This is a genomic window from Paenibacillus sp. FSL R5-0908, assembly GCF_038006245.1.
Lineage (GTDB): Bacteria > Bacillota > Bacilli > Paenibacillales > Paenibacillaceae > Paenibacillus_AQ > Paenibacillus_AQ odorifer.
In genome coordinates this window covers 4,297,077-4,318,382 of the sequence record NZ_JBBOUV010000001.1, presented here as the reverse complement: position 1 = coordinate 4,318,382, position 21,306 = coordinate 4,297,077, and the positions used below count along the sequence as shown (strand labels likewise).

General features: G+C 43.5%; 23 protein-coding genes. 19 read left to right on the top strand and 4 right to left on the bottom strand.

The window, feature by feature from the left end; translation table 11 throughout:
• Positions 1–2 precede the first annotated feature (2 nt).
• Positions 3–494 carry a cupin domain-containing protein gene (locus MKZ09_RS19750; RefSeq protein ID WP_051491529.1) on the top strand — a complete coding sequence of 164 codons (492 nt, stop codon included), beginning with the start codon at positions 3–5 and terminating at the stop codon, positions 492–494.
• Positions 495–1,277, top strand: coding sequence for an MBL fold metallo-hydrolase (locus MKZ09_RS19745; RefSeq protein ID WP_076133778.1), 783 nt, complete (start codon positions 495–497; stop codon positions 1,275–1,277).
• Between the two features lie 48 nt (positions 1,278–1,325).
• Here the strand turns inward: MKZ09_RS19745 and MKZ09_RS19740 are convergent, their stop codons facing one another.
• From MKZ09_RS19740 to lexA, 4 genes are all read right to left on the bottom strand, one after another.
• Positions 1,326–1,904 (bottom strand): hypothetical protein, encoded by a 579-nt coding sequence (locus MKZ09_RS19740; RefSeq protein ID WP_076133777.1) that lies wholly within the window; start codon positions 1,902–1,904, stop codon positions 1,326–1,328.
• 222 nt (positions 1,905–2,126) lie between these two features.
• Positions 2,127–2,507, bottom strand: a complete 381-nt coding sequence (locus MKZ09_RS19735) for a hypothetical protein (RefSeq protein ID WP_143767271.1) — start codon at positions 2,505–2,507, stop codon at positions 2,127–2,129.
• A 150-nt stretch (positions 2,508–2,657) separates the two neighbouring features.
• On the bottom strand, positions 2,658–2,996 hold the full coding sequence (locus MKZ09_RS19730) for a L,D-transpeptidase (RefSeq protein ID WP_076128407.1): 339 nt from the start codon (positions 2,994–2,996) through the stop codon (positions 2,658–2,660).
• Between the two features lie 179 nt (positions 2,997–3,175).
• Entirely contained in the window at positions 3,176–3,802 is a 627-nt protein-coding gene (gene lexA / locus MKZ09_RS19725) for a transcriptional repressor LexA (RefSeq protein ID WP_036687720.1), read from the bottom strand.
• Between the two features lie 251 nt (positions 3,803–4,053).
• On the opposite strand from lexA, the gene MKZ09_RS19720 reads away from it, so the two are divergent.
• From MKZ09_RS19720 to MKZ09_RS19640, 17 genes are all read left to right on the top strand, one after another.
• Positions 4,054–4,467: a LysM peptidoglycan-binding domain-containing protein gene (locus MKZ09_RS19720; RefSeq protein WP_076200819.1), complete on the top strand. Its 414-nt coding sequence runs from the start codon at positions 4,054–4,056 to the stop codon at positions 4,465–4,467.
• Positions 4,468–4,576: 109 nt separating this feature from the next.
• A complete protein-coding gene (locus MKZ09_RS19715) occupies positions 4,577–4,786 on the top strand; it encodes a DUF896 domain-containing protein (protein WP_036687717.1) in 210 nt (69 codons plus the stop codon).
• A gap of 49 nt (positions 4,787–4,835) precedes the next feature.
• The gene (locus MKZ09_RS19710) at positions 4,836–5,357 is read left to right on the top strand and encodes a hypothetical protein (protein ID WP_076128411.1); all 522 of its coding nucleotides are present in this window, start codon (positions 4,836–4,838) and stop codon (positions 5,355–5,357) included.
• Between the two features lie 34 nt (positions 5,358–5,391).
• Positions 5,392–6,177, top strand: coding sequence for an HAD family hydrolase (locus MKZ09_RS19705; protein ID WP_076133774.1), 786 nt, complete (start codon positions 5,392–5,394; stop codon positions 6,175–6,177).
• 262 nt (positions 6,178–6,439) lie between these two features.
• A complete protein-coding gene (locus MKZ09_RS19700) occupies positions 6,440–6,865 on the top strand; it encodes a FixH family protein (RefSeq protein WP_038571571.1) in 426 nt (141 codons plus the stop codon).
• A 179-nt stretch (positions 6,866–7,044) separates the two neighbouring features.
• Positions 7,045–10,422 (top strand): methionine synthase, encoded by a 3,378-nt coding sequence (gene metH, locus MKZ09_RS19695; protein ID WP_370510530.1) that lies wholly within the window; start codon positions 7,045–7,047, stop codon positions 10,420–10,422.
• Positions 10,423–10,565: 143 nt separating this feature from the next.
• Complete coding sequence (gene rnz / locus MKZ09_RS19690; protein ID WP_076103946.1) at positions 10,566–11,504, top strand: ribonuclease Z; 939 nt, start codon at positions 10,566–10,568, stop codon at positions 11,502–11,504.
• A 292-nt stretch (positions 11,505–11,796) separates the two neighbouring features.
• Positions 11,797–12,585 (top strand): TIGR01457 family HAD-type hydrolase, encoded by a 789-nt coding sequence (locus tag MKZ09_RS19685; protein ID WP_076200822.1) that lies wholly within the window; start codon positions 11,797–11,799, stop codon positions 12,583–12,585.
• A 45-nt stretch (positions 12,586–12,630) separates the two neighbouring features.
• Positions 12,631–13,446 carry an Fpg/Nei family DNA glycosylase gene (locus MKZ09_RS19680; protein WP_076200825.1) on the top strand — a complete coding sequence of 272 codons (816 nt, stop codon included), beginning with the start codon at positions 12,631–12,633 and terminating at the stop codon, positions 13,444–13,446.
• Entirely contained in the window at positions 13,436–14,293 is an 858-nt protein-coding gene (locus tag MKZ09_RS19675) for a deoxyribonuclease IV (protein WP_076200828.1), read from the top strand. The genes MKZ09_RS19680 and MKZ09_RS19675 overlap by 11 nt, the downstream gene beginning before the upstream one ends.
• A 3-nt stretch (positions 14,294–14,296) precedes the next feature.
• Positions 14,297–14,641: a cyclic-phosphate processing receiver domain-containing protein gene (locus MKZ09_RS19670; protein ID WP_036687703.1), complete on the top strand. Its 345-nt coding sequence runs from the start codon at positions 14,297–14,299 to the stop codon at positions 14,639–14,641.
• Entirely contained in the window at positions 14,638–14,961 is a 324-nt protein-coding gene (locus tag MKZ09_RS19665) for a thioredoxin family protein (protein ID WP_076200831.1), read from the top strand. The genes MKZ09_RS19670 and MKZ09_RS19665 overlap by 4 nt, the downstream gene beginning before the upstream one ends.
• Entirely contained in the window at positions 14,958–15,743 is a 786-nt protein-coding gene (locus MKZ09_RS19660; RefSeq protein WP_282579836.1) for an ABC transporter ATP-binding protein, read from the top strand. The genes MKZ09_RS19665 and MKZ09_RS19660 overlap by 4 nt, the downstream gene beginning before the upstream one ends.
• A complete protein-coding gene (locus MKZ09_RS19655) occupies positions 15,740–16,807 on the top strand; it encodes an SAM-dependent methyltransferase (protein ID WP_076200834.1) in 1,068 nt (355 codons plus the stop codon). The genes MKZ09_RS19660 and MKZ09_RS19655 overlap by 4 nt, the downstream gene beginning before the upstream one ends.
• A gap of 123 nt (positions 16,808–16,930) precedes the next feature.
• Complete coding sequence (locus tag MKZ09_RS19650; RefSeq protein WP_076200837.1) at positions 16,931–18,424, top strand: serine/threonine protein kinase; 1,494 nt, start codon at positions 16,931–16,933, stop codon at positions 18,422–18,424.
• 114 nt (positions 18,425–18,538) lie between these two features.
• On the top strand, positions 18,539–20,092 hold the full coding sequence (locus tag MKZ09_RS19645) for an ABC-F family ATP-binding cassette domain-containing protein (RefSeq protein ID WP_036687697.1): 1,554 nt from the start codon (positions 18,539–18,541) through the stop codon (positions 20,090–20,092).
• A 73-nt stretch (positions 20,093–20,165) separates the two neighbouring features.
• Positions 20,166–21,206: a ThiF family adenylyltransferase gene (locus MKZ09_RS19640; protein WP_076200840.1), complete on the top strand. Its 1,041-nt coding sequence runs from the start codon at positions 20,166–20,168 to the stop codon at positions 21,204–21,206.
• The last annotated feature ends 100 nt before the right edge of the window (positions 21,207–21,306 follow it).

The following is a 21,306-nucleotide window of genomic DNA, read 5'->3' as shown; positions in this document are numbered from 1 at the left end:
AGATGGTGAAGATTTTTAATGAAAATACGGTCTCATTTACTCAAAAACAGTCCCCGATCCCAGAGTTTGCATGGCATACAAGTGAAAGATTAGCTGAAATGGTGGGCTCCAAGCATTTAGTTTTTGATATCAGATCTTTAGATCCTGATAAATATTCTTATCCTTATCATTTTCATAGAAATGCTGAAGAAATATTTGTGATTTTAGCGGGAAAAGCGATGTTAAGAACACCCGAGGGTTTTACGGAGGTTACGGAAGGGGATGTAATATTTTTTGAAATGGGACCGGAAGGGGCGCATCAGCTTTATAATCATACGGATGCACCATGCAGGTATCTGGATCTCCGAACGAATCAGGGAATAGATGTTTGCGAATATCCAGACTCAGGAAAAATCAACATTTTACCCTATCAGGAAATCTATCAAGCGGATGAACAGGCGGATTATTATAAGGGAGAAGAGCATGTAAGGGAAAAATGGAATGGGGGAGCGTAATTGATTAAAGATCGTTGGTTTACAGTAACAGAAATTGATCCGACCACCTATGCAATCAGTGAATATGGACATTGGGAAAAGGTGCATTCTTTTTTACTCTTGGGGCAAAAACAAGGGGCGTTAATTGATACGGGATTAGGTATTGATAATATAAAAAGAATAACGGATCAGTTAACGGATTTACCTATCGCTGTCATAACTACGCATGTGCATGCAGATCATATTGGCAGTCATGAGCAATTCGAGACAATCTATGTTCATAAAGCGGATGAGGATTGGCTGATTAACGGAATAAAAGGCTTGTCCCTTGCCCAGATTCGAAAAGATATGAGCCGGGACATCACCCTTCCTGTTCCTGAAACCTTTGATCCTAACACCTACATACCTTTTCAAGGGAAACCAACGGCTCTTTTACAAGAAGGGGATGTGCTCGACATAGGCGGGCGCAAAATAGAAATTTACCACACACCAGGTCATTCGCCAGGGCATATCAGCCTTTTTGATCATGCCAACGGATATCTGTTTACAGGTGATTTATTATATGACGTTACGCCAATCTATGCTTTTTACCCTTCGACTAGTCCGGTTGATTTAGTGGCATCCTTAGAAAAGATTACTGAAATTCCAGGGGTTACCCAAGTATATGGCTCTCATAATACGCTGGGTCTAGATCCATCTATTTTGCAAGAGGTCAAGAAGGCAGTTCGTGAGTTGCGTGAGCAAAAGCTAGTGGCACATGGTACAGGCATTCACCAGTTTGACGGGTTTAGTGTGCAATTTTAGATCTTTCAATGTCGAAAACAAATGAGAGGTAAGGCGATAACAACTTAATTATTCAGATACGATTGACCTGAACAGTGCATGCAATTGTTGTACTTGGGAGTAAGCTTCCTTGTACTGGTTGTCGGATTGTTGAATAGGCAATAAACCCGGCAAGAAGGAAATACAATACACAGGCGTTTCTTTGCTGTTCATATATATTTTAAGCGTAAGCTCTTCTATCACATTAGCTTCTTCATCGGTGTCCTTAAGGACATTAATATCTGCACTTGTTGCAGTTGTTTTGCTGTTTTGTTGTCTTTTGGATACTTTTGAAAGGGTAAGTGCGTTAACCACAATCTCGGATCCCATTACATTATCAAAAGAGTATAGCTTTGCTACTGCTTTTTTGTTACTCTTCGGATTTTTGGTACCGATTGCCAATTTTTTATTAGGCTCGTTAAGTGCGATCAAGTGTGATTGATTGGGGGGAATGAATGTTTTGGTGAAAATGATGTTAAAAGATGAGGTCGCATTAACTAGCTTAGAAATTTCAGATGAAGCAGATAGCGTTTTCAATTTTATAATGGCGGCACTTAGAATTAAAACAACTCCTAAAATAGCGAATAAGTACATCAAGATAATCAGCATATAATCACACCTCCTAGTTATCTCATTAGACTCAAATTGTTGCTTATTGAAAGATATGCCTGAATGATCCCCACTAGTATCTTTTAAAAGGGAAATTCGTGGAATTATAGGATCGACTTCACGATTAACCCAAAAAAAGCACCCAGAGAAACCTGCCGATTCTGCAAATGATGCAAAATTTGGGGTTGCTGCAAAGGTGCTTTTTAAGGTAATTATGTAAACCTATAGAAAATTGAAGGCAGTGATATGATCGGTATAAACAATCAGCTGTTTGTATTCGATCGGAGTTCCATAACTAGCATAAGGTCTTACAGTAACGTCATTGAGGACAACAAAGTTATAGCTGAAATTTTTATCAGGGTGTTCTGCTCCCAAATAAGATATGTATTCGTCTACAATTACATCATCCATCAAAGATTTTAAATCAAATACATCCTCTTTGTTGGAGACGGTTGGAGAGACGATTCCCTGAATGCTGCCAAAAGCGGTGAGCAAATTCACTTTTTTTCCACTAGCTTGTTCATCATTTAAAAGTAAACCGGACAGCTTACCCAGTGCATCGACTTTAAAATCGACAAGGGTTCTAATTTTTGAATTATTCAAACTAAACACATCCTTTTCAATTTGCAATCCTGTTAACATTATTCGACATATAATCACCAAACTCCTAGTATGCTAATGAAAAAATACTTACTTATGTAATGACCCCCATTTTTTAATGTGATTTGGGGGTTGCCGAGTCTCCATTCGAATTTAATTTCTTATCGTTACTCGTGTACCTATAGGAACAATAGCAGCGAGTGCTAACACATCCTCGTTGTACATCCGGATGCAGCCGTGGGACACCTCTTTCCCAATGGATGAAGGGTCATTGTTTCCATGAATTCCGTAGTGTGGTTTAGACAGTCCCATCCAAAAGACACCGAAGGGACCCCCTGGGTCGGGTTGTTTGTTAATTATAGTGAATTCTCCCACTGGGGATTGGGTTAACATCTTACCGATGCCGACAGGGAAACCTCTAATCACAATATCATTGTCCAGAAGATATAACATTCGTTGAGTCAGATCTACAATAATTCGATAGTTGGGCATTATATGCAACACTCCTTTCTAATTAGGATATGAGCAGAACGCCTAAAGGGTTATTCATAGAAAATGACCATTTTAGCCGGCGAGAACAAATGTTCGTTATTGGTTGGGAAAGCAAAATACGTAGAAAAAAAAGGCTGGTCCGCATTTGCGGAACAGCCTTTTATGTTAGAAGTGCAAACTTAGTGGATATCTCGAAACAATCCGATGACTCTTCCGAGAATAGTTACGCGATTAAGGCGAAGAGGCTCATAAGCTGGATTCTCCGGTTGAAGCCGAATATGATCACGTTCCTTGTAAAAGGTCTTAACGGTTGCTTCATCTTCTTCGGTCATGGCTACAACGATATCTCCGTTGTCCGCCGTTTGTTGTTGGCGAACAATCACATAGTCACCATTCATAATGCCTGCGTCCACCATACTATCACCCATAACTGACAGCATAAATACTTTGTTGTCCCCCACATAGTGAGTAGGAAGTGGGAAGTAGTCTTCGATATTCTCTGTAGCAGTGATAGGTACCCCGGCGGTAACTTTACCTACGACAGGAATCCGTGAGATGGTCTGGGCGAATTGGTGAACATTCTCTGAATCCTCTTGGCCTAGTAATTCTATTGCACGTGGCTTCGTTGGATCACGACGAATAAGTCCCTTCTTCTCAAGCCGGTCCAAATGACCGTGAACTGTGGAGCTGGAAGCAAGGCCAACAGCTTCTCCAATTTCCCGGACGGAAGGTGGATAACCCTTGCTGCGGACTTCGCTTCGTATAAATTCCAGGATCGCCAGCTGGCGACTTGAAATCTTTGACATTGGAATCAACCCCATATAGTAATGTTTGGGAAAATTATAACATAGAACTACCGTTCGCACAAACATAAGTTCTAACTATTATAAATATTAATCTGCTAGAGTTAAAAAATGGTAGACAAGTGATAATAAAATGAACCGCTTGAGTCTCTCAAAAAAAAGAGAACAATTGTTCTGAAATAGTATTGAACAAAACACATGTTCGTGTTATTATGAATTCGAAAGTAAGAACAAGTGTTTGGAGGATGATGATTATGCTAAAATACAGTACATACCGCAGCATCTACGATAAGGCCCCAGTGGTTGAATCTTTAGGACATAATGACGTTGCCCGTAATTCCGCTAAGGTGAAAGAGATAACGGAACGTTTGCTTGGAGGGATGATGTCGTTGTTCCGTCAAGATTTCTTTATTAAGTTAATATTGATTATGGTGTTAGTATTATCTGGCCTAACAGTAGTGGGAAATGTATTTGCAGGATCGACGACTATAATGAAGGAAGAGAAGCGGATTGTGGTTGAACGTGGAGATACACTATGGAGTATTGCCCTTAAGAATAAACCAGCTGATATGAAGACAGTTGTTTATATAGAAGGAATTAAACGTTCAAGTGGGATTAAGAGTAGTCAGATTAACGCTGGAGACATACTTACTTTACCTATTTATTAATTTTCTGAGAACATAAAAGAATGACCAGTAGAGCTTGCAGGGAGTAGACCTTGACAAGCTCTTTTTCTCATGGCAGAGTTAGAATTAATTTATAGGGGGAGGGAAAGTATTGAATATTGATGAGTTGGTCGCGCGAATTAACGAATTGGCACGCAAACAGAAGAGCGTAGGCCTTAATCAAGAGGAAGTGGCGGAACGCGCCAAGCTTCGTGAAATTTACCTGGGGAATATCCGCAATAACTTCCGAGCACAATTAAATACTATTGAAGTAGTAGATAACGATGAGCATGAACAAGGTAACAAGGGGCTTAAACATTAGCTCGCTGTTCCTTTTCATAGATATTTCAGGATGACTAGGGGGAACGCACATGGCCCGTTCTTGGGAAAGAATGGTTCAACGCAACACTCAGCAAATCAACAAGCAAAGAAAGAAACAAGGCAAGGATACGATTTATGCCTCTAAATCTCCTACCCAGAATGCCGAAGTCTTTAAAGGTCGCAACATTGCATTTCCGGTAGTGTTAGTGATTCTTGGCACTATGTTTTGGGTAGTTGGTTCTATTGATCAGGCCAAAGGCAATGGCATGCTGGCTAATTGGCTGGGAGTAGTACTGTACTATTTACTGGCAGCGCTATTGTTCTTCCGTCGTCCGTACTTGAAGGTGGAAAAAGCAAGACTGTCTACTATTAAATTCAATCGTGAACGCGGGCTGCCAGCTGCAGATATTGAGAAAATCACCCTTTCGCGTGGAGCTGTAGTCATTAAGCATAAAGGGAAACGTACGAAATGGATTTTCACAAAACTTATGAATCGCTATGATACTAATGCGATGAGTACACGATTAGAAGCATTTGCTAAAGCTCACAACATTGAAGTAGTTCACGAATAGAACTAGACCAGTTAAAGGGAGAGGGAGACCTGTAATGCCAATTTCTGCTGTACTATTTGACCTTGATGATACATTGCTGTGGGATGATCGGAGCGTCGAAGAAGCATTTCGTTCTGCTTGTGAAGCCGCTGGGGATAACATTGATCCACAAGAACTAGAAGTTGCAGTTCGTAAGGAAGCAAGTAGCTTGTATGAATCTTATGAGACGTTCCCATTTACAAAGATGATCGGAATTAATCCATATGAAGCACTCTGGGCTAACTTTACGGCAGGTGAACAGCCTGAATTCCGTCAATTGGAGCAGCTTGCACCGGTTTATCGTAAAGAGTCTTGGCGTCGCGGACTTGCAGCGTTAGGGGTGGAAGACGAAGCACTAGCTGAGACCTTGGCAACTAAATTCGCAGCAGAGCGCAGAAAACGTCCATACATCTATGAAGAAACAATGCATGTACTGGAGCAGTTACGGGGTCAAGTGAAGCTTTTGCTACTTACGAACGGCTGTCCTGCACTGCAACAAGAGAAACTAGATGGTGTGCCAGAGTTAATTCCTTTCTTTGATCATATTGTGATTTCCGGAAGCTTTGGTAAAGGCAAACCGGATAAGGAAATTTTCCTGCATGCTTTAGAGCTTCTTGATGTAACTCCTGAGCAAGCAGTTATGGTCGGCGATAAGCTTACAACGGATATCCGTGGGGGGCTGGCAGCAGGGTTGACCACGGTCTGGATCAATAGAAAAGGTAGAGCACCTAGTCTTGATATTCATCCGGATCATGAAATCAATCACCTTGAGGAACTTCTTCCGCTAGTTCAATCCTTGTAAGATACACAGAGCTATTAGCTCCAATATAAAGACTTTATAAAAGCAGCGAGTTTCTGAGATCCTAAGAAACTCGCTGCTTTTCTATACATACATACTAACATAAAGATTTCATTAGATTTTTAAGTAAATGATTTAAGTCACAAGACTAATGCGGAATTGATGCAAAATACTGAAAAACCAATAATAATGTGTATAATAGATGGAGATGTATAACATGAATTGGTAGATTTTTATTATTCGATAATGATTGGGAGGGCTCCAAATGATGAGATCGAAGAAATTAGTCGCTGTATTATTAGGTGCAACACTTCTAGTACTAGGTGGATGTTCTTCAAATGGAACCAAGCATTCAGAAATACATAACATGAATATGAACATGTCTATGGAACCTATCAAAGTCGAACTACAATGGAGTCCTGAAGAAGTTGTTGTAAATCAAAAGGTAACCTTTGAAGCTGTGGTGACCCAAGATAACGAGGCAGTAGATGATGCAAAAGAGGTTCTGTTCGAAATTGTGAATAAAAATGATGAGGGACAGAAAATAGAGCTTAAGGGAAAGCTAATTGGTAAAGGGGTCTATCAAGCAGAAGGGACCCTTGAAAAGGAAGGACAATATAATGTCACTTCACATGTGACAGCCCGGACACAGCACTCTATGCCTAGCAAAGAGCTGTCTGTGAAACCATGATTCAAAGGTTCGCAACGGTTACTGAGCAATAACAGATAAAGCAGAGTGGAAAGGAAGGCTTTTCGAAATTCCTTTATTCTGCTAAACTTACTCTAATGTTTTACTGGGGGGACTATTAGTTGGCTAAATATACACTTGAGGAAAGCTTACAACAAAGGATTTTGATCCTTGATGGCGCAATGGGCACGATGATCCAACAGGTGCCTCTTACTGGAGAAGATTTTGGTGGCGATGAGCTGGACGGCTGTAATGAAATGCTGGTATTGACACGTCCAGAAGTCATTCAGACGATTCATGAGCAGTACCTCGAAGCAGGGGCTGATCTCATTGAGACTAACACATTTGGTGCAACCTCTGTTGTACTAGCGGAATATGATATTCCTCAGCGCGCACGTGAGATCAACCTAGCGGCAGCAGAGCTGGCTCGCAGAGCAGTAGACAAATATGACACACCTGACCGTCCGCGATACGTCGTGGGGGCTATGGGTCCAACAACAAAAACGCTCTCAGTAACCGGAGGCGTTACTTTCCAAGAGCTAGTTGATAGTTATGAGGAACAAGCAGTAGCATTGATCGACGGTAAAGTAGATGTTTTGCTGCTGGAGACCTCACAAGATACACTTAACGTTAAAGCTGGAAGTATTGGTATTCGTAATGCTTTTGAAAAGACAGGCATCACATTGCCGGTTATGATTTCAGGAACAATTGAACCAATGGGTACTACATTGGCGGGTCAGAATATTGAAGCATTTTATATCTCACTAGAACATCTGAAGCCTATCTCTATGGGCCTCAACTGTGCGACTGGTCCAGAGTTCATGCGTGATCACATTCGTTCGCTTTCGGAGATCTCCTCCGCAGCCGTGAGCTGTTATCCAAACGCAGGATTGCCGGATGAGAACGGACATTATCATGAATCTCCAGATTCTTTAGCTCGCAAGATTGCAGCCTTTGCCGAAAAAGGCTGGCTGAACATTGCGGGGGGGTGCTGTGGAACGACACCAGAGCATATCCGTGCGATGAAGGAAGCACTTTCTGAATATCCTCCACGCCCGCTGGCAGGTAATCATCCGCCTGCTCTTTCAGGTATTGAGCCTATCTATATTGAGAACGACAACCGCCCATACATGGTTGGTGAACGTACGAATGTACTTGGCTCTCGTAAATTTAAACGTCTTATTGTCGAGGGTAAATACGAGGAAGCTTCAGAAATTGCTCGTGCTCAGGTGAAGAGTGGGGCACAAGTTATTGACGTCTGTGTACAAGATCCTGATCGTGATGAGATTGAAGATATTAAGCTTTTCTTAGAACTGGTTGTGAAAAAGGTTAAAGTACCCCTGATGATCGATACTACCGATCCTAAGGTTATCGATTTAGCATTACAGTACTGTCAAGGTAAGGCGATAATTAACTCCATTAACCTTGAAGATGGTGAAGAGAAATTCGAGCTGGTGACGCCGATCATTCATAAATATGGTGCAGCTATTGTTGTGGGTACCATCGATGAGACGGGACAAGCCATTAAGGCGACAGATAAACTGGAAGTGGCTAAACGCTCCTATGACTTGCTAGTGAATAAGTACGGTTTAGCAGGAGAAGATCTTATTTTTGACACGTTGGTGTTCCCTGTAGGAACCGGAGATGAACAATATATCGGTTCAGCAAAGGAAACGATTGACGGCATTCGTTTGATCAAGGAAGCACTTCCAGGTGTTCATACGATCTTGGGCATTAGCAACGTCTCCTTTGGATTGCCGGAAGCGGGACGTGAAGTGTTGAACTCAGTATTCCTTTATGAATGTACAAAAGCTGGGTTGGATTATGCGATCGTAAATACAGAGAAAGTGGAGCGGTATGCTTCCATTCCTGCCGAAGAACGTCATCTTGCTGAGGAACTGATTTATAATACGAATGATGAGACGCTTTCTGCTTTTGTAGCTGCTTTCCGTGGTAAAAAAGTAGAGAAAAAAGAGAAGATTTCCAACCTGTCACTTGAAGAACGTTTAGCCTCCTATGTGGTTGAAGGTACAAAGGAAGGACTCATTCCTGATCTTAATGAAGCATTGACCAAATCTGGACCGCTGGAGATCATCAATGGACCGCTTATGGCAGGGATGTCGGAAGTCGGCCGGTTATTTAATAATAATGAATTGATTGTTGCTGAGGTACTGCAAAGCGCTGAAGTGATGAAGGCATCTGTCAATCACCTAGAGCAGTTTATGCAGAAGGATGAGACAGCGGTTAAAGGGAAAATTATGCTGGCAACCGTAAAAGGGGACGTGCATGATATTGGTAAGAATCTAGTAGAGATCATCCTCTCCAATAATGGTTATCAGATCATTAATTTGGGTATAAAAGTACCACCAGAGACCATTATCGAAGCCTTCCGTCGAGAAAAAGCTGATGCGATAGGATTGTCCGGGCTGCTTGTAAAATCTGCTCAGCAGATGGTGCTCACCGCTCAGGATTTACGTACAGCTGGGATCGATGTTCCGATTATGGTTGGCGGCGCAGCTTTGACCCGTAAATTTACGAAGACCCGTATTCGTCCAGAATATGACGGCCTAGTATTGTATGCTAAGGACGCTATGGACGGGCTGGATATTGCCAATAGGCTTATGAACCCTGAAGAACGGGAGAAGATTGCCGAGGAAATTCGTGTGGAGGCAGAAGCAGCGGTTGCGGTTGCGCCTAAGCAAGAACTGCCGAAACTAACCAGAGCAGTGCGTTCCAAAATATCTCCAGATGCCCCTGTTTTTGTTCCACCGGATTTAGAACGCCACGTACTGCGTAACTATCCATTGGGGCATATTATCCCCTATGTGAATATGCAAATGCTGCTGGGTCATCATTTGGGGTTACGGGGTTCTGTAGAAGCCCAATTAGCTGCTGGAGATCAGCGGACTGTTGAACTGAAGGGTACCGTAGACGATATTCTCCATCAAGCGATGCTAGAGGGTACCATTACTCCGCATGCTATGTATCAATTCTTCCCTGCACAATCGCAAGGGAATGATATTATAGTGTATAATCCACAGAATACGTCCGAGATCCTGCATACCTTTACTTTCCCAAGACAAGGCGTAGAGCCTCATCTGTGCTTGGCGGACTTTTTGAAACCTGTTGACAGTGGTATTATGGACTATGTTGGATTCCTAGTTGTAACAGCAGGTCACGGTGTACGTGAATTGTCTACTCAGCTGAAAGAAAGCGGAGATTATCTGCGTTCACACGCCTTGCAGTCGGTTGCACTTGAAGTGGCAGAAGGACTGGCGGAACGCGTCCATCATATGATGCGCGATACTTGGGGTTTCCCAGATCCGGCGGATATGACGATGAAGCAAAGACATGGGGCAAGATACCAAGGGATCCGTGTTTCATTTGGTTATCCTGCATGCCCGGATTTAGAAGATCAAGGTCCACTGTTTAAGTTGTTATCTCCGGAGGATATCGGTGTTCACCTTACAGAAGGCTTTATGATGGAGCCCGAAGCTTCCGTTTCGGCTATGGTATTTGCCCATCCAGAAGCGCAGTATTTTAATGTAGAGAAGCTGTAATTCTTTCATTTATATACCTGGTCTGTAGGGGATTGTATCCCTTTCAGCGGAACCTCCCGTAACTGGGGGGTTTTTTGCTGGAAGAAGGTCGTTTAGAATTGAAAAGAGATGGTTGAGCCAATAAGGAGAAGGGAGGAAAAAGAATGGATTTATATTTTTTAGGTACTAATGCAGGTGTGCCAACGCTACAACGCAATGTAACGTCCGTTACATTAAGACTGCTGGAAGAACGTCGCAGTATTTGGATGTTTGATTGTGGGGAAGGTACACAACATCAGGTTCTTAGTTCGCCGATTCGGTTAGGAAAGCTGGAAAAACTATTTATTACTCACTTGCATGGCGATCACCTATTTGGTCTTCCAGGTCTATTATCAAGTCGTGGCTATCAGGGAGGGACAGCGCCGTTAACGGTGTACGGACCCCCTGGATTAAAAGCATACCTAGAGATCTCCTTAGCTGTGAGCCAATCCCGAATTCCTTACAAGATTGAGATTGTAGAGCATACAGGAGGAATTATATTCGAGGATGATGGCTTTAAAGTTGAGGCGGCACTACTTGAGCACCGCATTGACAGCTATGGCTACCGGGTAACGGAAAAGGATAGCCCCGGAAGCCTCAATACGGAATTGCTTAAGAGTTACGGTTTAAAACCGGGACCGATTTATGGGAAATTAAAAAAAGGTGAAGATGTTGTTACGGATGAAGGTGTGCGAATCTGTGCTGCTGATGTTGTCAGAGAACCCAAACGAGGGCGTATTGTTACTATCCTTGGGGATACAAGACCTTGTTCGGGAGCCTTAGAACTCTCTCTTAATGCAGACCTTGTCGTTCATGAAGCAACCTTCGCCCATGATCTGGCTGACATGGCGTATCAATATCATCATAGTACAGCCCGTCAGGCTGCAGAGTTAGCAAAAGAAGCCAAAGCAGGGCAGCTGTTGCTGACTCATTTCAGTTCTCGTTACAGCTCGCATGAAGAGCTAATTCCTTTGCTTGAGGAAGCTGAACTCATATTCCCAGAGACATTATTAGCTGAGGAATTTAATGCATATCCGGTACCTCGCAGACTAAATGGGCAATAGGGGTAATGATTATTTTCCGGGAAAGCGCAGGAAATGACAGTGCTGTGCTAAAAAATGCTGGATGGGACGGTTGTTCGATTTCATTCGACGAAGTGTGTTAGATTTAAAGTAATCACGGAGTAAAAGACGAACGAATGGCTGGACATATTGCCGAAAATCAGTAGGTGATATCTTCTACCTAAAGGGATGGAGTATGCCTGTAAATCCAAGCAGGGCAAAGGTTACGAGTTTGTTAGTATCATTAATTGTTTATTATATTAATTAAATTATTATGGAAACTGAGGGGTTAGTGATGGAACAAATTGAAGGATTATTGATTGATCTAGACGGTACATTGTACCATGGGCATAAAATGATTCCCGGTGCTGATCTGCTGATAAAAGCTCTTCGTGAAGCGGATATCCCTTTTTTATTTGTTACCAATAACTCATCGCGTACGGCAGCTAACGTTGCTGCCCACTTATGTGGAATGGGAATTGAGGCGAAAGCTGAGGAGGTATGTACCTCTTCTATGGCAGCCGCACGTTACATAGCTGAGGAATCACCCGGGGCAACAGTGGCGATACTTGGAGAAGAAGGACTGCGTATGGCTTGCGTGGAGGCAGGGCTCCAAATCGTCACAGAATCCCCTGATTATGTGGTGCAGGGTATCGATCGTTCTTTTAATTATGCTTCGTTAGCTCAAGCTTCGCGTTGGATTTTGAGCGGGGCAAAGTTTGTGCTCACCAATCCAGATTTAATGTTACCATCAGATGATGGGGTTATGCCGGGTGCGGGTACGATCGGTGCAGCAATTGAGGCTGCCAGTGGTGTGAAGCCAGTAGTGATGGGTAAGCCAGAATCGCATTTGATCAAATATGCGACAGATCTTCTGAGAATTCAACCTGAACATGCTGCTGTTGTTGGGGATAATATGCGTACGGATATCGCTGCCGGTGTTAATGCGGGCTGTCGTACAATCCTTGTTCTTACCGGTTTAACCACTACAGAGAACCTGGAGCACTATAAAAGCATCACAGGGATCACCCCCGATGAAATATGTGCCGATTTAGCTGAACTTAAAATGTTTCTCGGTGTATAATAGCTAGGGTCTTATTACTTCACCAACTTAGAGGGGACGATGAGTATGCCAGAATTGCCGGAAATGGAGAATTATAGACAGCTGCTTAGCCAGCGTATTATAAATGTTCCGATAACTAATGTAATTGTGAACAGAGAAAAAACAATTAACATGGAAACAGAAGCTTTCATTAATGCCTTGATCGGTGCGCGTGTTGTTTTTGTAGAACGGCGCGCCAAGTACATTTTGTTTCATCTCCATGATGGACGAAGATTACTATTGCATTTAATGCTGGGTGGATTGCTTTTTTATGGTTCAGAAGAAGAGCGGCCGGATCGTAATACGCAAGTAGAAATCGCATTTGGTGATCAGATCCTTTATTTTATGGGCCTGCGGTTAGGGTTCTTACATTTAGTATCCGTGAAGGAAAGCGAAGCGACGATGGGTAAGCTTGGACCTGAGCTGCTGGATCGACGGATGACGCCGGAACGTTTTGCAGGAATATTAAAAGGGCGGCGTGGTGCGTTAAAAAGTCTGTTAGTGAATCAGCATGTAATGGCGGGTATTGGAAATTGTTATGCGGATGAGATTGCTTTTGACGCAGGGCTTCTGCCTTCAGTTTTAGTACAAAATTTATCACCTGAAGCCGTTTCCCGCCTGTATCAAAGCATTCAAAAAGTATTAACTGATGCGACAGAGATCGGCGGATACATGGAAATGCCGTTTATGACTGGTGACACGGTTACGGGTTCCTATAATGATCAATGTAAAGTCTATGACCGTGAGGGCGAGCCTTGCCTACGCGATGGGGGAACGATTATCAAAACAGAGCTGTCTGGACGCAAGGTATTTTATTGCCCAGACTGTCAGCATGAAGCCTAAACCCAAAATAGGGGCTCATGTCAGCATTCGTGGTGGATATGGGAGAGCTGCCCGATTTGCTTGGGAGAGCGGTGCAACAAGTTTTCAATATTTTCCGAAAAATCCGCGCAGTCTGAAGCTAAAGACGGTTGATATTCGAGATACAAGGGATTGTGCTCTCCTTTGCCAAGAAAAAGGGATCACCTCTATCGCCCACACCCCTTATGCAATCAATATGGCTGCGAATAGGGATGACGCTACACCTCGAAAGGTATATGTAGACTCCCTTCTTAATGATCTGGAAATTGCTGAAGCCTGCGGTTCCTTAGGCATTGTTGTTCATTTTGGACATTTTGCTGGAATGGAGCCGTTACAAGGCTATCAAAATATTATACAATGTATGAATGAGACGCTGGAGTCTTGGGAAGGGAACGCCAAGCTGCTAATTGAGAATCAAGCGGGCAACCATGGTGCTGAAGGGATTACACTTGAAGAATTGGTGAAGGTTCGTGAGCTTAGCCAGTTTCCCGAGAAGATTGGATTTTGTCTGGATACCTGTCATGCTTTTGCAGCGGGAATTTGGAATCCTGAGCATACGGAAGACTTGCTTGAACGAGGAAACCAGCTTGGATTTTGGCCACATCTTGTAGCTGTTCATCTTAATGATTCTAAGTTTCCCTTTGGCTCAAGACGGGACCGGCATGCTGGAATAGGAAAAGGTTTTATCGGCGAAAAGGGTCTTGAAAGCTTAATAACTTCTGATCCATTACGTAAAACATCTGTTGTTTTGGAAACTGAAAAGGGTCCAGATGGCAGTCATCGGAATGAAATAGCTACTGTTCGCAGTTGGTTTGAAGCGGGGGGCTAGAAAGTGATTCATATCTATATGGACGATCTCCGTAAAGGTCCGCTTGGATTTGCTTTAGCCCGGACAACAGAAGAATGTCTTCTGATGCTGCGTGAGTGTGAGGTCGGTATTTTATCGTTAGATTATGATATGGGACCGGATGATTATTCAGGTGGGGAAGTGGCTAGACGGATTGTTCTGGAAGGACTGTACCCCTGTGAAATCTATCTACACACCTCCAGCGTTTTAGGGAGAAAAGAAATGTATGAAATCTTATACGCGGCTAAACCTGAGGGGATGCGCTTGTTTAATGGTCCCCTGAGTTCTGATAAGCTTCATGATATCGCTGGGGAGACGGGACTAAAATGAAGGAAATGAATGAAGCGGATTTACTGGAGATACTCACGAGACCGGGAGAACCGCTGGTAGTGTTTTTGCATACTCCGCTGTGTGGTACCTGTAAGGCTACAGAACGCATGTTGGAAGTGGCGGCACAGCTGTTGCCTGCTGAACTCCAAATGGTTGCTGGAAATGTGAACATGTTGCCTAATCTGGTCCAACAATACCGTATTACCAGTGTTCCTGCTCTACTAGTGGCTTCTGCTGACCGGATAGAGGATCCTCATATTTATTATTCAATGGTTTCAGTTGAGCGGATTCTGGAATACATAAGGAGTGTTATATCATGATCATTTCATTACAACATTTATCTCTGCGCAGAGAAGAAAGCCTAATCTTGGACGATGTGTCCTTAGAAGTTAAGGAAGGCGAAAACTGGGTCATTTTGGGACGGAATGGTTCTGGCAAAACAACAATTTTGGAGATTATGACAGGTTATTTATTCCCTAGCAAAGGAACTGTTGAGGTATTGGGGAATAAATATGGTCAATGTGATTTACGCGAGGTTCGTAAAGAAATTGGTTATATTGGTCCTTCCTTAATGGAGAAGATGTCTTTAAATGATCCGGTGTGGGAGGTTGTCGCTACAGGAGCTTACGCTTATTTGCGTTTCTACGAGAGCATTCCACACGAAGTGAAGGAGAAGGCAATCCGCTTGCTAGAGGATATGAATCTGGGCAATATGGCACTTCATCCTTTTGGAACGTTGTCACAGGGAGAGCGAAAAAAAGCAATGCTGGCAAGATGTCTTATGGCTGACCCAAAACTACTGATTATGGACGAGCCTTGTGCAGGGCTTGATCTGTACGAAAGAGAAAAAATGCTGGCTGAAGTAGATAAACTGAGACAACGTAATGTCTCCGTTGTTTATGTAACTCATCATGTGGAAGAAATTGTCCCGCTTTTTACACATGTTGCTTTAATTCGCGACGGTAAGCTAGCTGGTTCCGGACCGAAAGAAGAAGTATTAACCAAAGAAATGATCTTGGCCACCTATGATATTCCTGTTGATGTAGAATGGGATAGCGGTCGTCCCTGGATTAAAATTAGACCTGGAGGCAAAACGATTTGAACGAATTAAGACATGATAACGAAGAGCAGACCACTGCTCCGGAAGAAATAGTGTACTCCCGATATATTTGTACAGCTAATCACGGCTTTGCGCCATATGCTCAGGAAGAGCTTCGGCGCTTGTTCGGTGCAGTGAAGAGTACGCTGCTGTTGCCGGGAGAAATCTTTCTCGCCACCTTGCAGTCTGAACCCGAGGAAGTATCACGATTGCTCACACAGAATCTGCCCATTTTCCTTCGTCATATACAGCCTGTGCAGTTTCAGGATGAAGGAACCACGGAAGCACTACAGCGTTTGGCTGTGTATTTAAGCCGCCGCAGTGAGCTGGAGGGGGAGAAAGTATCCCTAAATGTTCGTAAAGGGGATCCTTCCTTCTGGCAGGAAAGTCCGGGCGAACTTCGTGAATGGCTGCAGGAGCAATTGCAAAGCTTGGGTGCAGAATTTACAGTGCAAGATCCGGCATGGGTCATTTCTGTCTACGCAGACGGGAATGCCTTATATGCAGGAGTGTCCAGACCAGAAGAGAATCTATCTGGCTGGAATGGCGGTGCAATCCGCTTCCGCAAAGAAGACGGACAAATCTCACGTGCTAAGTTCAAGCTGATGGAAGCGGAGAAGGAGTTCGCTATTCCTTTTTACAGCTTCCGTAATGCGCTTGATATTGGCGCCTCTCCAGGGGGCTGGACTTCTTTTTTGCTGGAGCGTGGAATGAAGGTAACAGCGGTTGACCCTGCTTTGATGCATGAATCGCTGCGTAATTACCCGGGTCTGAAGATCCTGCGCAAAAATGCCGGAGAAGTGAAATTCCGCGATAATGAATTTGATCTGCTTGTATGTGATATGAGCTGGAGTCCTAAGCTGATGGCAAAGCTTGTAACCGGGCTGCTGCACAGCCTGTCACCAGGCGGAACAGCGATTGTGACCGTAAAGCTGATGCATAAGAAACCTCTAGCGATGATCAAAGAGATCATTGCAATGTTTGAGGGCGAACGTATGCAGATTCAGCGGGCTAAGCAGTTGTTTCATAATCGTGACGAGATCACGCTTTATATGATTAAATACTAGGTAAGATCCTAATTTAAAAATCTTAAGGGAAAGCATCCCGTTATTAACGTTATCGTAATCTGCGGTAACAACGTTAATGGCGGAAGCTTTCTCTTTTTTTTATGTGAAAAAGGGGGAAGTTCAGTGAATTTTGCATCGAAGCTTGGGATAGGGCAGATATTGGACGCCAGATTCAGAATTATTGATCAGATTGGAACAGGTGGAATGAGTATTGTTTATCTTGCGGAGGATCTGCGTTTAAACGGGAAACGGTGGGCTGTAAAAGAAAGTGTTAGCTCAGCAACGCTGCATTCGGACATTGAAGCGGAAGCGGAGATGCTAATGGGTTTGGATCACCCGCGGCTTCCACGTATTGTTGATTACTATCTTTCGGATAAAGAAGGGTATTCTTATTTAGTCATGGATTATATTGAAGGGATAACTTTAAGTCAGCTGATGAGGGATAATCCCGGACCTTTGCCTTGTGAATTCATCCTACAAATTGCTAAACAGCTTTTAGAAGTCCTGCAATATTTGCATGGTCATCATCCGCCCATTGTTTATCGTGATTTAAAGCCCTCCAATCTTATGTTAACTAAGCAAAAAGAATTAATGTTAATCGACTTCGGAATCGCTCGAAATTTTAGAAAAGGCATCGCTGAAGATACGGTGAAGCTTGGTACAGTAGGATTCGCGGCTCCTGAGCAGTATGGGAATGGGCAGAGTCAACCGGTTTCTGACTTATATGGTCTTGGTGCGTTGCTTTTATATATGGCTACCGGAGGATTATGCAGCCACTGGGAGTCAGGAATGGAAAATAAGTTGCGTGACCAAGTTCCCGCAGCTTTTATTCCGATAATTAGACGTTTATTACGGCCACATCCGGAGGAAAGATATCAGGAGGCAACAGCTGTTATTCAAGCACTGGTTCGTATGGAGAATGATATGGATGAAGGTAATCCTTTAGCAGTGTCTGTGCCCCTAGCGGTTGATAAACGGAAGGCTAAAGTGATTGCCTTACTTGGAGTAAGGCCGGGGCTTGGAACAACACATACTTCATTTGCGATTAGCAGTTATCTGGCACACATCGGTTCAACAGCTTGGGTTGATCTATCACCGGATTCATCGGTTTATGATCGGATGCACAGTATGCTTGACGCGCAGAGCGCTTCAGTTCCTGCTAAGAGCTCTGAGCTTGCATTTTCCTGGAGGAAGGTTCATTACTGGAAGCGACCTCACCATGGGGATGTAGCAGAGCTTATGAGAAGGGCTTATCAATTTATTGTCTTAGATCTGGGAACGGGTGGATTTGATGGAGCGCTGGAAGAAATCAAGCATAGCGATATTCCCATTCTGATTGCTTCAGGCGCAGATTGGCGATTGGAGGAAACTTTATTATGGATTAAACGGAGTGGGCTGCACCCTGAAAGGGAATGGAGAGTGGGGTTACCACTTGCTGAATACCAATCTGTTGAACTATTGCGAAATTCTTTAGGGATAGATAGGGTTTATAATCTACCGTGTCAGCAAGATCCATTTTTACAAAAAGGGAAGTTGGCAGATGTAATTGCTGAGCTGTTAGGGGACATTAAGGGCGAGCGAAACGATGGAAAACGCCGTGGTTTTTTCTTAAGATAGGCTATTGGGACTAACATTTAATTCAGTGTTCCGCTAAAGTGTGATAAAATATATATTTATACGTGATTTGATTTACGCATTATTTAAGTATAGACAGGAGCTTGCGGAGAATTTATGAGTTTACTTACTGTAGAAGACGTTTCCCACAATTTTGGGGATCGGACATTGTTCAAAAACGTGTCTTTCCGGTTGTTACCAGGAGAACATGTTGGAATTGTTGGAGCAAATGGCGTTGGTAAATCGACGCTAATGAATATTTTGACAGGAAAGCTTTTGAAAGATAATGGTAAAGTAGAGTGGACCCCTCGGGTGCGTTACGGTTATTTGGACCAACATACGATTCTTACACCAGGCAAAACGATTCGCGATGTTCTAAAGGACGCTTTTTTGCCACTGCTTGAGTTAGAGCAGGAAATGCTGAAGATCACTGAGCAGATGGGTGATGCTTCGCCTGAGGAACTAGAAGTACTACTGGAGCAGATGGGGGACATTCAGGAACAACTGGATATCGGAGATTTCTATCTGATTGATGTAAAAGTTGAGGAAATGGCCAATGGTTTAGGCCTGTCCGTGATTGGGCTTGATCGTGATGTTGCTTCTCTCAGCGGTGGTCAAAGAACCAAAGTGCTGCTGGCGAAGCTGTTGCTGGAGAAACCCAATGTGCTATTGCTTGATGAGCCTACCAACTATTTGGATGTTGAACATATCGATTGGCTGACCAACTATTTGAAACAGTACCCTTATGCGTTTATATTGATTTCCCATGACACTGAGTTCATGAATAAAGTTGTTAATGTCGTTTATCACTTAGAGTTTGGTAAATTGACCCGTTACACGGCGAACTATGAGAAATTCCTCGATATGGCGGAGATGAACAAAAACCAGCATATCGATGCCTATGAAAAGCAACAAGATTTTATCAAAAAACAAGAGGACTTCATCCAGCGGAATAAAGCGCGTGCTTCAACTTCAGGCCGGGCAAAAAGCCGTGAGAAGCAGCTTGATCGTATGGACCGAATTGATCGTCCTGAAGAGGCTGCTAAGCCTACCTTTAAATTTAAAGAGAGCCGGGCAAGCGGAAAAACCGTCTTCGAAGGAATTGATTTCGAGATTGGTTATGATCGTCCGCTGCTGCCACAGCTAAATATGGTCATTGAACGTGGAGAGAAGATTGCTATAGTTGGCTGCAATGGTGTGGGTAAATCGACACTGCTGAAGACAATTCTGGGAGTGATCCCAACATACAGCGGAAAAACCTATCTTGGGGATTATCTGAACCCTGCATATTTCCAACAAGAAGTGAAAGCAGCTAGTCTTACACCCATTGAGGATGTCTGGAATGAATTCTCCAGTTTAACTCAGAACGAAGTTCGTGGGCATCTGGCACGCTGTGGTCTAAAAAATGAACATATTACACGTCCGCTTAGTATGCTGAGTGGTGGGGAGCAAGCGAAGGTGCGTCTTTGTAAGCTTTTGATGCGCGAAAGCAACTGGGTACTGTTCGATGAACCTACCAATCACCTTGACGTTATTGCTAAAGCAGAGTTGAAGCGCGCTTTGCAAGAATATAAAGGTACAGTTCTGCTTGTATCTCATGAACCTGATTTTTATGAAGATTGGGTTACGAAAATTTGGGATGTTGAGCAGTGGTCAGCTGTACAAGTATAGAATAATCATAAATTCGGAGAATAGCAGACATCCTGCTGTTCTCCGCTTTTTGGATATGGGGAGGAGATAATGTATGTTTCATAACGCTGGGCGGGAAGATCGATACTCACGACAGATACGTTTCGCGCCGTTTGGAACTGAAGGACAGCAGGGTCTCGCAAAATCAAAAGTGCTTGTAGTTGGTGCGGGTGCGTTAGGTACAGGGATTGCAGAGACATTAGTCCGCTGTGGGGTTGGGCATGTCCTTATCGTGGACCGTGATTATGTAGAGTGGAGTAACCTGCAGCGGCAACAGCTGTATACCGAGATGGATGCGCAGGAGCGAGCTCCAAAAGCCATTGCAGCCCAGAACAGACTGCAGCAGATTAATTCTGAGGTTGTCATAGAAGCGCATGTTATGGATGTGCGTAAGGAAGAGCTGGAAGGACTCATCTCAGGGGTGGACCTGATTATGGATGGGACTGATAATTTCGATACACGTCTCATCATAAATGATATTGCCCAAAAGAATAATATCCCTTGGATTTATGGAGCATGTGTAGGAAGCTATGGAGTTACATATACGATTTTGCCTGGAGAAACGCCATGTCTTCATTGTCTTTTAGGTACAGTCCCACTAGGGGGAGATACCTGTGATACAGCGGGGATTCTTCCCCAGGCCGTACAATTGGTTACTGCAAATGCTACAGCTGAGGCGTTAAAGCTTCTCGGTAACCGTAAGGACCAATTACGGAATAAACTATTGACTTTCGATGTATGGCGTAATGAACATCAAGAAATTGGCGTGAAAAGTGCTAAAAAGGAGAATTGCCCTTCTTGTGGGACTCATCCGATCTACCCTTATCTAACAGCCTTAAATACGGAACGAAGTGATGTGCTTTGTGGCAGGGATACCGTACAGATCCGCCCTGCCCGGCCGCATAAACTTAACTTACAGGAAACAGCGAGTCGTCTGTCTCGTTTAGGAGACGGTGAGGTAGAGAGCAATCCTTATCTAATTTCCTTTAAGGAAGGTCCTTACCGGATGGTGATCTTCGCAGATGGCCGGGCATTGATCCATGGAACGAAGGACATTGCCGCTGCCCGCAGCTTTTATCATCGATATTTTGGATAAAAAAGCATGGTAAACAGATCTTCAGGCCATTTCTTAGGAATGGTCTCTTTGTTTTCCGGGGATTCTATATCTATTAATGGGATGCTGATGCATGTCTGAT

Coding starts and splice junctions, on each gene's coding strand:
- MKZ09_RS19750 (WP_051491529.1), top strand. CDS start 3: ATGGTGAAGATTTTTAATGAAAATACGGTCTCATTTACTCAAAAACAG.
- MKZ09_RS19740 (WP_076133777.1), bottom strand. CDS start 1,904: ATGCTGATTATCTTGATGTACTTATTCGCTATTTTAGGAGTTGTTTTA.
- MKZ09_RS19730 (WP_076128407.1), bottom strand. CDS start 2,996: ATGCCCAACTATCGAATTATTGTAGATCTGACTCAACGAATGTTATAT.
- lexA (WP_036687720.1), bottom strand. CDS start 3,802: ATGTCAAAGATTTCAAGTCGCCAGCTGGCGATCCTGGAATTTATACGA.
- MKZ09_RS19720 (WP_076200819.1), top strand. CDS start 4,054: ATGCTAAAATACAGTACATACCGCAGCATCTACGATAAGGCCCCAGTG.
- MKZ09_RS19710 (WP_076128411.1), top strand. CDS start 4,836: ATGGCCCGTTCTTGGGAAAGAATGGTTCAACGCAACACTCAGCAAATC.
- MKZ09_RS19705 (WP_076133774.1), top strand. CDS start 5,392: ATGCCAATTTCTGCTGTACTATTTGACCTTGATGATACATTGCTGTGG.
- MKZ09_RS19700 (WP_038571571.1), top strand. CDS start 6,440: ATGATGAGATCGAAGAAATTAGTCGCTGTATTATTAGGTGCAACACTT.
- metH (WP_370510530.1), top strand. CDS start 7,045: ATGGGCACGATGATCCAACAGGTGCCTCTTACTGGAGAAGATTTTGGT.
- rnz (WP_076103946.1), top strand. CDS start 10,566: ATGGATTTATATTTTTTAGGTACTAATGCAGGTGTGCCAACGCTACAA.
- MKZ09_RS19685 (WP_076200822.1), top strand. CDS start 11,797: ATGGAACAAATTGAAGGATTATTGATTGATCTAGACGGTACATTGTAC.
- MKZ09_RS19680 (WP_076200825.1), top strand. CDS start 12,631: ATGCCAGAATTGCCGGAAATGGAGAATTATAGACAGCTGCTTAGCCAG.
- MKZ09_RS19675 (WP_076200828.1), top strand. CDS start 13,436: ATGAAGCCTAAACCCAAAATAGGGGCTCATGTCAGCATTCGTGGTGGA.
- MKZ09_RS19665 (WP_076200831.1), top strand. CDS start 14,638: ATGAAGGAAATGAATGAAGCGGATTTACTGGAGATACTCACGAGACCG.
- MKZ09_RS19660 (WP_282579836.1), top strand. CDS start 14,958: ATGATCATTTCATTACAACATTTATCTCTGCGCAGAGAAGAAAGCCTA.
- MKZ09_RS19645 (WP_036687697.1), top strand. CDS start 18,539: ATGAGTTTACTTACTGTAGAAGACGTTTCCCACAATTTTGGGGATCGG.
- MKZ09_RS19640 (WP_076200840.1), top strand. CDS start 20,166: ATGTTTCATAACGCTGGGCGGGAAGATCGATACTCACGACAGATACGT.